General features: G+C 38.7%; 10 protein-coding genes. 7 read left to right on the top strand and 3 right to left on the bottom strand.

Annotated features, from left to right (window positions below):
- Positions 1-154: 154 nt before the first annotated feature.
- A complete protein-coding gene (locus tag FJR08_RS18035) occupies positions 155-997 on the bottom strand; it encodes a lysophospholipid acyltransferase family protein (RefSeq protein ID WP_015079560.1) in 843 nt (280 codons plus the stop codon).
- Between the two features lie 864 nt (positions 998-1,861).
- On the opposite strand from FJR08_RS18035, the gene FJR08_RS18030 reads away from it, so the two are divergent.
- The gene (locus tag FJR08_RS18030) at positions 1,862-2,302 is read left to right on the top strand and encodes a hypothetical protein (protein WP_168634103.1); all 441 of its coding nucleotides are present in this window, start codon (positions 1,862-1,864) and stop codon (positions 2,300-2,302) included.
- A 138-nt stretch (positions 2,303-2,440) separates the two neighbouring features.
- Positions 2,441-2,932, top strand: a complete 492-nt coding sequence (gene psbV / locus FJR08_RS18025; RefSeq protein ID WP_168634102.1) for a photosystem II cytochrome c-550 — start codon at positions 2,441-2,443, stop codon at positions 2,930-2,932.
- A 208-nt stretch (positions 2,933-3,140) separates the two neighbouring features.
- Here the strand turns inward: psbV and dnaN are convergent, their stop codons facing one another.
- Positions 3,141-4,292 (bottom strand): DNA polymerase III subunit beta, encoded by a 1,152-nt coding sequence (gene dnaN / locus FJR08_RS18020; RefSeq protein WP_015079557.1) that lies wholly within the window; start codon positions 4,290-4,292, stop codon positions 3,141-3,143.
- Between the two features lie 95 nt (positions 4,293-4,387).
- Complete coding sequence (locus tag FJR08_RS18015) at positions 4,388-5,122, bottom strand: DUF1995 family protein (RefSeq protein ID WP_168634101.1); 735 nt, start codon at positions 5,120-5,122, stop codon at positions 4,388-4,390.
- A 152-nt stretch (positions 5,123-5,274) separates the two neighbouring features.
- Here FJR08_RS18015 and FJR08_RS18010 point away from each other — a divergent pair, with 152 nt between their 5' ends.
- From FJR08_RS18010 to FJR08_RS17990, 5 genes are all read left to right on the top strand, one after another.
- The gene (locus tag FJR08_RS18010) at positions 5,275-6,201 is read left to right on the top strand and encodes a DUF4351 domain-containing protein (protein WP_168634100.1); all 927 of its coding nucleotides are present in this window, start codon (positions 5,275-5,277) and stop codon (positions 6,199-6,201) included.
- Positions 6,202-6,480: 279 nt separating this feature from the next.
- Positions 6,481-7,821: a DEAD/DEAH box helicase gene (locus tag FJR08_RS18005; protein WP_168634099.1), complete on the top strand. Its 1,341-nt coding sequence runs from the start codon at positions 6,481-6,483 to the stop codon at positions 7,819-7,821.
- Positions 7,822-8,170: 349 nt separating this feature from the next.
- Positions 8,171-10,573, top strand: coding sequence for an exonuclease domain-containing protein (locus FJR08_RS18000; RefSeq protein ID WP_168634098.1), 2,403 nt, complete (start codon positions 8,171-8,173; stop codon positions 10,571-10,573).
- A 20-nt stretch (positions 10,574-10,593) separates the two neighbouring features.
- On the top strand, positions 10,594-11,808 hold the full coding sequence (locus FJR08_RS17995) for an acetate kinase (RefSeq protein ID WP_168634097.1): 1,215 nt from the start codon (positions 10,594-10,596) through the stop codon (positions 11,806-11,808).
- 61 nt (positions 11,809-11,869) lie between these two features.
- A complete protein-coding gene (locus FJR08_RS17990; protein ID WP_168634096.1) occupies positions 11,870-12,655 on the top strand; it encodes a hypothetical protein in 786 nt (261 codons plus the stop codon).
- Positions 12,656-12,664 lie beyond the last annotated feature (9 nt).

The following is a 12,664-nucleotide window of genomic DNA, read 5'->3' as shown; positions in this document are numbered from 1 at the left end:
TCAACCACAATAACGCATAGAGGCAAATTTACATATTGTTACAAGTTTTGTTTATCTCCCGTCCACTTACTTAATATACAGGCAATTGTTACACCTACAAATACCTAATTAACGTTTTAAAATACCTGGCGACAAAAGCACCGCCAGGATAATATTAATGACCAGCTTCTTGAATTAAACTATCCAACTCTTGCTGCATTTTGCTTTTGACTAATTCATAGCATTCGTTCACATAAATGCGATCGCTTGCGGCTTCTTTTCCATACCTTGCAAACACAATCGGGGGACAAACCCTAGTATAGATAGGCACGGGCAAAGGAATATTCGGCCAAGGTCCAAAAGCCAATCCCCAAGGTAATCCCAGATAAACAGGAAACACCAAAGGATCTATCCCAAACAGCCAAGGCATCCCCATTTTATGAAATTGCTGCATAATTTCATATATATCAGCCAAGACAATCAGAGTATCATGTGATCCCCAGGAAATTGCTGGTATAATCGGGACATTTTCCCGGAGTGCCAACTTAATAAACCCCTTCCGTTGGGCAAAATAAATTTTATCCCGCATTGCATGGGGTCGAAACACATCCTCAGCGCCACCAGGATAGACTAAGACACTAGCACCAGCCCGCAAGGCCTTGTAAGCCATTTTCGGATGCGCTCTCACTGCACCAGCCTTCATCGCCATTTCCGCCGCCGGTGGCAACACATCCCAAACTTTAGGGTGCATCAAACCATAAATCGGTCTTTTCACACTAAAGCGACGCAACCAATCATATAACATCATGGATGTGTCCGGAGAAGCCAGTCCGCCATTATGAGAACCGACAATGAGAATTTTTTCATCTGGGACATTTTCCCAGCCACTGGTTTGGACTCGAAAATAGAAATTATATAACAAGCCTAGTATAGGCATCATAGACTCGATGAACTTTGGATCTCGTTGATCCAAAGACCACCCTGTGTTAGTGTTTTGAGGATGTTTTAGTTTGAACATCAGGAAATTTTATAAGAAAATAAGCTGAAAACCCCGGAATTGACACCTAAAAATCCAAAAAGTTTTTAGGTGTCAATGTCTTTTAAGACGGGGATGAAAGCCATCTAGGGGATTTATCCCCCAGTGACGATTAGTGTTACACTATTTGTAACAGGAAGGGTAATCAACCTGTCTAAAAACCTAACTGCCTAACGGCTTTTCTGTACCTTGACAATTAAATCTATGCGGTTCTACTGCATTGTTCTAGTTTCCTCCTAGCAGTAGGTAAAAGATTTATAGGAACTAGACGAATCAGAATTTTGAAACTTTCTCGTTTCAAGTTAAACAGGACTTGCAGTCATGCAACTACGGTCGGACAGACCGAAAGTTAACGCTTGGGGAGAGTCCCACCTCTGAGCTAGATAACGCAAGGAATCTAGTTTAAGTGGTCTCGTTGAACCAAGAATCCTCGTGTCTTTAGACCGGGGAGTGTCAACAGGATTTATACGGATGGAACAACCCGTTGTTTTTCAGTTTTATCCAGCCTAACGCAATCCTCCCATTCTTTCCCGCACTCTGAAGCAGTAATTCAGATATAAGTAGTCGTGCAAAATAAATTTCAGATTGAGGAGAGGGAACAGGAAAGGAATACAGAGATTTCTGTTTATGAAAAAAATCTGCAATTAATTTTGTTCAGTTACTTGCATGATACTTTTCAGGCATCCTCTCCGCCTCCAAATATTCTTAATTTAGTCAATTACAGCCTTAGTTTTGAAAATATCCCATAGGAACTCCATCTGATTGCCTTCGTCTTGAGAATATAGACTATTCAAGATTACTATATGCATAAATTGCGTTCTCAACATTTAAGGTCATAGAAATAACATGAAAACTTTCAGGATATTTACAGTTGTTCCCGTCGGGTTAACCATGAGTTTATTGCTGACTCAGTCCGGTTTTGCCCAACCCCCACAACCCCCAACTACTAAAATTAAAAATCCTCTTGATATAGACCCCATAACTTTAACTGGTATCTCTGGAGGACAGGCAAAAACTGATTGCGGGTATACTTCCACTGCACCCAGTCAAGTGATTGAAGTGACAGAGCCACTACCTTATCTACAGTTAACAGTAGAGGCTGAAGGACAGCCAACACTATTGGTTGAGGGACCAGGAGGGCGCTTCTGTGTACTCGGTAATGATGATATTGCGAGTAAACCAAAACATTCTGGCTACTGGACAGTAGGCAAATACTCAGTGTATGTGGGTGAATTGTCGAAACAAAAGTACAACTATACCCTTTCCATTTCACAACACCAAAAATAGCGATTTTAGCTTTGTCTCCCCAATCCTATCCAGAAATTTAGATTTTGAGAGTCTAACATATCGTATTTTTGGCAACAAATTGGACTCCTAACATGATATTGGTATTACAGTGACTCAATAAAATCTTTGAGGGGAAATATGTTTAAAAGACTAATTGGTGTTGTTGTTGCTACTATTTTGCTGACATTACAGATGGTTGTCGGTACTGCAACAGCAATGCAACTAGATGAAGCTATCCGTACTGTATCATTAAATGATCAAGGTGATACCGTCGTTCTTAGTTTAAAACAAGTCAAAGAAGGCAAAAGACTCTTTAATTTTGCTTGCGCTCAATGCCATGCTGGTGGTGTAACTAAGACTAACCAAAACGTGGGACTTGACCCAGAAGCTTTGGCAGGAGCTTTACCTAAACGCAATAATATTGTAGGTTTGGTGGACTATATCAAAAATCCCACTACCTATGATGGTGAAACCGAGATTTCTGAAATCCACCCCAGTATCAAGAGTGCGGATATTTTCCCACAAATGCGAAATCTGACGGAAGATAACTTGGTGGCTATCTCTGGACACATTCTCCTCCAACCAAAAGTTGTTGGGACTAAATGGGGTGGCGGTAAAATTTATTACTAAATTATTCCCGTAGGCTTGATTCTATAGGTAGGGGTTTAGCACTGCTAAACCCTTACAAATCTAGGATATTCTAGTTACAGCACTTTCCGGTGTTATGAGGTATATATCCAGCGGGCAAGATGCCCGCACTACAAGAGTTTCATGATTCAAGTACCTCATTAGAGCGAAATCTGCTGTATGACCTGATAGCTAAATGCTGACTTAAAAACTAATTTCTCAGTTGTACAGGCATAGCTAAATAGGTCATTTTCAAACCACCCAAAGGCGTGAAAATTACTGGAGTTAAACTTTGATTTAAGTGCATTTGAATTTCTGAAGATGGTAATTCCTTCAAACCTTCCATCAGATATTTGACATTAAAAGCAATGTCTATATCTTCTCCAGATATTTGGGCTGGCATTGATTCTGTACCACTACCAACATCTTGCGCTTCACAAGATAAAGTAATTTCTTGATTGGCATGATCAATACTGACTTTGACAATATTATTTTTCTGATCTGCTAATACAGCAATTCGTTCCAAAGTGCTGATAAATTGCTTTCTTTCTAATGTGACTTGGCGTTCAAATTGCCGAGGAATTAATTGCCGATAAGCGGGATATTGTCCTTCTAAAGTGCGGCTGGTTAAGCGTTGATTTTGCCAAGCAAAGACAACTTGCCCTTGATCAAGATAGACAGCTACAGTTTCTTCTGATGTGGAATTATGTCCTAACATCCGTTGTAGCTCTCGTAATGCTCTTGCAGGTACTGTCACCTCTACCTGTTCGCTTCCCTCCACAGGACGCTCATTAGTAGTTTCCAAAACTGCTAGACGGTGTCCGTCCGTGGCTGCAAATTCTAAAGTATCTTGTTTCAGGGTTAAATGTACACCTGTGAGGACTTGCTTGGTTTCATCTGAACTGGTAGCAAATAAAGAACCTTTCAACCCTTCAATTAGTGCCGCAGTAGTAAGATGAATTGCTTCGGCGTTTTCAATCACGGGTAATTCGGGAAATTCTTCTGCACCCATAGCCCGCACTTGATAACGTCCGCTTTTGGGTTTGAGAGTAACAATTATACCTTCTCCAGTATTATCTCCTGATTGGTCATCAAGGGTAATTTCCCCTTCTGGTAAGCGAGAGGTGATATCTACAAGCAGTTTGGCAGGGAGAGCAATTGTCCCACCTTCTAATACCTCGGCAGTAAAACTGGTACGGATACCTAAACTGAGGTCAAAAGCTGTTAAACTGACTTGATTAGTTTCGGCATCTGCTTGTAATAAAATATTGGCAAGGACAGGGTGAGTTGGTCTGGACGGGACTGCACGACTGACGAGGGAAAGATTGCTACTAAGATCACTTTGAGAACAGATTAATTTCATCTTTAAAATAAATAATCAAAAGAATGGGTAATTGGTAATTGTAATTGGTAATGGGTAATCAGGTGATTAAGCGATTTCCCCATTACTTTGTGATTCTAACTGCTCAAAGCCTTGATAAACCGTTGCAAACTCTTAAACACACTGGGTTTTCTCATAGGTGTAGCGTCCGTAGTGTTTTCCGGTTGTCCCCCCATCAGAATCGCGTCTAATTCATCACCGGAGGGTTTTTTAGGGAGTTCGGCAACTTTTTGATATTCACCCGCTGTTTCTAGCCATACTTCCCATAGTCCAGGGTAGCAGCGGAAAAGGGCAGATTCATCATCTACAGGACGGATATAGTAACAAGATTCGATGGTACTAATGAAGCGACGACGGGTTTCTCTGGCTGTGTAACCAATACCAACTACGCTGGAATCTTCTAGCCTGGGTGTTAACATGATGACAGGGCGTTCCCCAATCAGTTCACACAACTTTTCTAATTGTGGGACTTCTACAGAGGTGGGAGCAATAAATAGGAAAATTTCATCTTCTGGCTGAATTTTCGCTTCTAAAGATGCAGCCCTACCTGTACCAATATCGGAAATTTGGAATTGGGCATCTGTCCAATCACGACGGGCTAATGCAGCCGCACCAGCATCAGCAAAGAAGACTTTGAGACGGGATTCATATTCAGTAAACTGGGGAAGAAACTGTTCTGCAACTGTCATGAATTTGAGTTCTGGAAATAATAACTCAACTTGAATCCGAGTCATACCATCAGCTAAAGCTGATTTTACCGCTTCAGTTGATTGAGCGATCGCATCTTCTAAGGTTTTGGGTAGTTCAGCCATAGTTTACAAAGTCTCTATATCAATCTTTAATTATCTCACTATAGTTATTATTAAGAGTTGTTTCTAAAGTTATTTTCTGCAAACCTTTTTCTAAAGCTACTGAAAAACAGATAAAATCCGAGTAATTAGCACATTGTCTGACATGATTTTCAATGACGCGATTTATTCATGACCAATTTTCAAAGGACTATTTAGAAGAATTACTCAAACCCTATGGAGAAATTCAAGCACCTAGTCGCGTTGCGGCAGAAGTTCGAGAAATAGATGTATTATTTTCGCCTTTTTCTCCACAAAATCCTAGTTTAAAAATATTAGGGTTATTGGGGAAGATAGCCACTAAACCTGCAATCTTTGAACCTTTTCGCAATCCAGCAGCCAAAGAAGAAATATGTGATTGTCTGTTAAAATTACTGGAAGTGCGGAGTGCATTACAACGAGAAGCAAACCGCAATAAAACTTCTATTCAAAATATAGAAGTCCCGCAATTATGGATTCTCACTCCTACTGCATCTTCCACTATCCTCTCAGGATTTGGTGCAACTCAAAAACCAGATTGGGTTGCAGGAGTACATTTTTTACCTGAGTATTTACGGACAGTCATCGTGGCCTTGCATCAGTTACCATGTACTCAAGAAACATTGTGGTTGAGAGTATTGGGACGTGGCACTGTTCAAAAACAGGCAATTGATGAATTAGCAGCACTACCGGCAAATCATCCATTTCGGAAAGTGACGCTAGAATTGCTGTACAACCTCCAAAAAAACTTGAACATTAATCAACAAATAGAAACAGATGATAGGGAGTTAGTGATGAGATTAGCACCGCTTTATCAAGAAGACAGAGAAAAAGCTAGACAAGAAGGAAGACAACAAGGACAGCAACAAGGACAGCAACTAGGAGAACAACAGATAATTCTCCGGTTATTAAAGCGCCGATTTGGGGAACTTGAATTATCTTTAATAGGGAAAATTCAAGGATTATCTACTGATGAATTGGAATCATTAGGAGATGTATTATTAGATTTTTCAAAAGTTGGTGATTTAGAAGTTTGGTTAAGGGAAAAAGCCAGCCAACAATAGTGATTCTCTAATTATTGAGAATGGCACATCTGGTAAAAAAGTAGAGACGTTCCATGGAACGTCTTTACAAAGGTTTTAGAAAGCGTATATTTAATTTCTTCTGGAAATTAACTTCATACTAAACATAGTTTCAGATTTAACAATAATTCTGCTATGATGGTTGACTGTGGCATTTGCTCCTAGTCTTGGTGCTTACCGCCCATTTAGCATTTTAAACCATTCGTCCGCCTAAGACTGAAGCCGTGAGTGGCGACAGGCCGATGTTATTTTTGGAGTTCTATGTCTTTTTCTAATCTCGGCTTGTCCCCGGAAATTGTCCGTGCTGTCACTGAGCGAGGATATAATCAACCCACACCAATCCAGAAACAGGCTATCCCTGTGGTATTGGCTGGTGGTGATATTATGGCTGGAGCGCAAACTGGTACAGGCAAAACTGCCAGCTTCACTTTGCCGCTGTTACATCGGTTATCTGCAAATAAGAACGTTCCCAGTCATTCTACTGGATTTTCCCCAATTCGGGCGTTAATTCTGACACCTACCCGTGAACTCGCTGCACAGGTGCAAGAAAGTGTCCGTGATTATGGTAAATACTTAAATCTGAATTCAATGGTGATGTTTGGGGGAGTCAGTATTGGTCCCCAAAAACAGAAATTGCGAACCCGCGTAGATATCTTGGTTTCAACTCCAGGACGATTGTTAGATCATGTTCAACAAGGGACTCTGAACTTGTCCCGTGTGGAAGTGTTGGTACTGGATGAAGCAGACCGAATGCTGGACATGGGTTTTATTAATGATATTCGCCGCATTCTTTCGCTTTTGCCCAAACAACGCCAGAATTTGCTATTTTTTGCGACATTCTCAGATAAGGTGAAAACTCTCGCGGCTGGGTTAGTACATAACCCGACAATGATTGAAGTTGCACGTCGGAACGTAACTGCGGCAACGATATCACAGAAAGTTTATCATGTTGACCGCGATCGCAAGCGGCAATTACTTTCTCATCTGATTCAGGAAAATAACTGGTATCAAGTATTAGTGTTTAGCCGCACGAAGCATGGCGCTGACCGGTTGGTGAAGCAGTTGGGTGAAGACCGCATTCAAGCCCTGGCTATTCACGGTAATAAGAGTCAGGGAGCGCGAACTCACGCTTTAGCTAAGTTCAAAGATGGGACTTTGCAGGTATTGGTAGCAACGGATATTGCTGCGCGTGGACTTGATATCAGCGAACTACCCCACGTTATTAATTACGATTTACCCAATGTCCCAGAAGATTATGTGCATCGTATTGGTCGGACTGGACGCGCTGGGGCGGAAGGTCAAGCGATTTCCCTTGTATGTGTTGATGAACATCATTTGTTAGCGGATATTGAGCAACTAATTCAGCAGCGTTTACCGAAAGAGGTGGTGGCTGGTTTTCGAGTCAACCCGGAAATTAAGGCTGAACCAATTCCCAATGGACGCAAAGCTCCTGCTGGTGGTGGAAATCAGCGGACTCGTCGTTCTGCTCCTAAATCTGCTTCTTCAAAATCACCTAGACAGCCTTCTTCACGCACAGCAGCAGGTGAGAAAAAGCCTGGTTCTACTTCTCCTACTCCACGTCGTTCTGGTAAACGTAGGTAATAACTAATTTTACAATTTGGCGTTGGTGAATGAAAGGATGATTTTATCGGGCTTCGCTAAGAGGTTGTTTGAAAAGTATTAGATGAAACCGATAATCTCCAGAAACCTAACCCCCCTTCCCCCCTTCCCTACAAGGGAATGGGGGTTTCAAAGCCTCTCCCCGCGTCGGGGAGAGGTTTGGAGAGGGGTTTATTTATACATTAAAAACTTTTCAAACATCCTCTAACACGCAGAGGCACAAGGAGCAAGAGTTTGAGAAATTACTTGAATTCAGCAACGCCAGCAATTTTTCGTGTTCACGATATAATTATTATAGGTGTTAAGATTATCTACTTATAAGTAAATTAATATGGATTTTGTTGTTTTAGATACTGAAGGAAATCCTAATTTAACTGAATTAGCTATTGTTGATAGTCAAGGTGTGTTAATTTATGAAGGTTTTTGTGATGGTAATTCCCATGGGTTTCAAAATGTTTTAAATCTCAAAAGTCTCAAAACTTTATTAACAGAATTTCTAACTATTGTTGAAGATAAAAAAATTATCTGCCACTATGCAGAACATGATATTGATATCCTCAAGCATAGTTTTCGACAAGTTGGTTTACCTTGGCAAAATTTGGAATTTGATTGTACTTGGATTTTGGCTAAAGACTGTTTTCCAAATTTAGAAAGTTATTCTTTAGAGTATCTGAGTAAATATTTGAATCTGCGAGCTAATAATCAATATTTTCTGCCGAATATGGCACATACCGCTAGTTATGATGCCAAATTTACTTATCATCTTTATAGAAAGATAATGTTAGAAAATCTCAAAAAACAACCTAATCCCTTTACTAGCAGTCGAGTTGATACTCCTTTTCAACATCACCCAGATTTTGCTGATACTTATCATCGAGAATTCCAGATTTTACAAACTGCTTTAAATAATATTAAATTAGATCCTAATCATCAGAGTAAAGGTGTAGTTGTTATTGGAGAACCAGGTACTGGTAAAACTCATTTAATGATGCGACTTGCTAATGAGAGATTATCAAGTAATAGATTACTATTTATTCGTCAACCGAATAATGCCCAATCTGTACTTTATCATATTTATAGTAGAATTTTAGAATCTCTAGTTGAGAAAGCCGGAAATTTACCTCAATTATACTCTTTAATTATTAACACTTTTCGGAAAATAGTTAGTCTTAATGATAGAGATGTTACACAAAAAGATATAGATATTTTAAAAGCCTTATATGATTTAGAAGATAATAGTATTAGTGCTTTAAGTAAAGAAAATACACAACGAAAACGAGAATATTGGCAATATATAGAAAAGACCATTAATGAATGGTGGATGAGTAATTATGCTCCGGGTAGTTTTGCTTTATCTATCATTAAAGGCATGGTTAAATATTGCAGTTATACAGATTATAAATATAGAAATATTAGCACTCGTTGGTTAGCAGGAAATGTTTTAACTGACGAAGAAGCTGAAACCGTTGGTTTACCAAATTGGGGAGAAGAAATTAGTAAAGAAGCTTTTTCTTTAGAAGCTATTTCAGTTTTAGGTAAATTATCTGTTTTAGATGAACCTTTAATTATTATTTTTGATCAATTAGAAGGTTTAGGACTTCCTCACAATCAAGAAATATTATTGAATTTTGGGGAAGCTATCAAAGAGATTTTCACTCATGTTCCCAATAGTTTAATTATCTTGAATTTATTTCCTGATAGGTGGGAAAAATTTCAAACAATATTTGATCAATCTATTATTGGGAGAGTATCTCAATATCAGGTTTCTTTACGTCAACCGACAGAAACGGAAATTAAATCTATTCTCAAAGTGAAAATACAAACTGTAGATATTACCTTAGAACAGTTATTTTTACCTGAAGATTTAGATGATATTTTAGGTAAAAAACCTATTCGTGCGGCTTTAAATCGGGCGGCTAAATACTATGATTATAGAGTTAATGGAATTTCTTTACCAGATGAAAGAAAACTAATTCGGGAATTAGATAGTAATGAAAAAATAGAACAGCAATTAAAATTTGTACAGCAACAGCAACAAACATCAATGGAAGTTTTAAGTCAGCTAATTCAAGCTATACAATCACCTAATGCTGTTGATTTAAGCAACTTACAGAATAGATTAGCAACTTATTTATCTGGTGAAACTACAATTCCCGTAAATCCTGTAATTGAATATCTCAATGAACATAGAATTGAGTTAGAACAAAAGTATCATAATCCATCTATTGTTAGTGATGGTGATGATGTTGGTAAATTGAAAAATATTGCTGAAGCTTTGACTCATATCCAGTCATTTAAATTAAGCCAATATCGTTTAGGGAAAAAGGTATTACCAGAACATATTGTTATTGAAAGAGGGAATCAGTATCATGTAATTGCTTTTTTAGAAATTAGTGGTACTCCCTTTACGAGTCGGATTAGTAATTTTAATGAATTGGTGATTAATAATTCTCAAAGCCAATTTTATTTAATCAGAGATGAACGTCAACCAGGCATTACTGCTAAAGTCGGTAAAGAAAGAATGCAACAACTAGAAAACAGTGCTAATGGGAATTTTGTTCTCTTCAATAAAGAAGATAGAATTCTCTTTGATTTGATTTATGATCTAATTATCAGTATTCATAATAAAGATTTAGAGATAGATTTGGAATCAGCTTTAACTTTTGTTACTACTCATCAAGAATGGTATCACTGGATTTTTACAAAGTTTGGTTTTACTCCACCCAAAAAATAAAATCACCATAGTTTGAATTTATGAAAATACTCGTCCTCAATGCCGGTTCTAGCAGCCAAAAGAGTTGTTTATATGATATAACATCCCCAATTCCTAATGTAGCCCCCCAACCCCTGTGGGAAGGAAAAATCAATTGGATTCAGGAGCAAAATCACGCAGAAATTACAGTTAAAACCGCTACAGGTGCAAAACTGCAAGAAACCATTTCTGGTGATTCTCGACAGGTGCAATTTACTCATTTGTTATCTACTCTTATCAATGGTGAAACCAAGGTAATTGATGATTTATTAGCCATAGATGCGGTAGGACATCGGGTAGTGCATGGTGGTGAAGATTACCAAGATGCTGTGATAATTACGGAAAATGTTAAACAGGCGATCGCTCACCTATGCAATCTAGCCCCAGCACATAATCCAGCCGCTTTAGCTGGCATTGAAGCCATTGAAAATAGTCTGGGGAATATCCCCCAAATTGCAGTTTTTGATACCGGATTTCACCACACGTTACCCGATGCCGCAGCCATCTATCCTATCCCCTATCAATTAGTAGAACAAGGTATCCGTCGTTACGGCTTTCATGGTATCAGTCATCAGTATTGTGCAAATCGAGCCGCGGAAATTCTTGGTCAAGATTTACAATCTCTGCGGTTAATTACCTGTCATTTAGGTAATGGTTGTTCTTTAGCCGCCATCAAAAATGGTTGCAGTATTGACACAACAATGGGATTTACTCCCCTGGATGGTTTAATGATGGGTAGCCGCAGTGGTTCAATTGATCCAGGGATTTTAATTTATTTACTGCAACAGTATAATTACTCTAGTCAAGAATTAGATAATGTGTTAAATAAATCTTCAGGATTAAAAGGTATTTCTGGAGTATCGAGTGATTTAAGGGAGGTAATAGCCGCAAAAGACCAAGGTAATCAACGCGCTCAACTAGCTTGGGATATATACGTACATCGTCTCCGGGCTGGTATTGGGGCAATGTTGGCTAGTTTAGCAGGTTTAGATGTTTTAGTTTTTACTGCTGGAGTCGGTGAAAACTCCCCAGGAATCCGTCAAGCAGCTTGTGAAGCCTTGGGATTTTTGGGACTAAAAATTGATGCTGATAAAAACCAGCGCCAACCTATTGATGTTGATATTGCCACATCTGATTCAACCGTGCGAGTATTAGTCATAGAAACTCAAGAAGATTGGGCAATAGCTCAAAAATGTTGCCAATTGGTGCAACAATAATAAAATTGAGGGACTATGGTCATTTTTAATTTTTAATTATGAATTTTTAATTACTGGAAGTATGTTCTTATCTCGTGAAGCTATTACCACACCTTTAGTCGTTTGCTTGTGTATTACCAGTATTAGCTTAATGCAAATACCAAAGTTGCAAAAACTATTAACCAGTCAACAATCTATTTCTGTTGAAACTCTGGAAAAAGACCTCAAAAAAGAAAGTCTTCGCTTGAACTTACTGAAAAATGTACCTAGTTTTAGTTATAAAAACCTGATTGCAGATTGGGTATATATTGATTTTTTGCAATTCTTTGGCGATGATGAAGCCAGAGATAGAACAGGGTATCGTCTCAGTCCAGAATATTTTGAAGTTATTTTAGGACGTGACCCTCGTTTTCTAGACGCTTACCTAGGACTTTCTGTAAGTAGCTCTTTATACGGTGGGATGCCAGAAAAATCTATAGCTTTAATGGACAAAGGATTAAAATCTTTATCTCCACAATTACCCAAAAAATCCTATTATATCTGGCGTTATAAAGGCACAGATGAGTTATTGTTTTTAGGTAATGCTCAAGCAGCCCAAACATCTTTTCTCAAAGCCGCAGAGTGGGCTAACACTTATACTGACGCGGAAAGCAAGCAAGCAGCATTTAGTTCTCAAAAAACCGCTGAGTTTCTCAGTCAAAAACCAGATAGTAAATCAGCCCGTATTTCTACATGGATGATGGTTTTAAATAATAAAGTTGATCAAAAGACTCGCAAACGAGCCATTCGGGAAATTGAAGCTTTAGGAGGGGAGATAGTCACTAATCCCAACGGTACAAGTAGTATTAAATTACCAGAAAAAAATTAATTGGTCAGT

Source organism: Dolichospermum sp. UHCC 0260, from assembly GCF_009711985.1.
In the GTDB taxonomy this organism is placed as follows: domain Bacteria; phylum Cyanobacteriota; class Cyanobacteriia; order Cyanobacteriales; family Nostocaceae; genus Dolichospermum; species Dolichospermum lemmermannii.
Note: the sequence above shows the minus strand (reverse complement) of the source record. Positions and strands in the feature narration are given on the sequence as shown.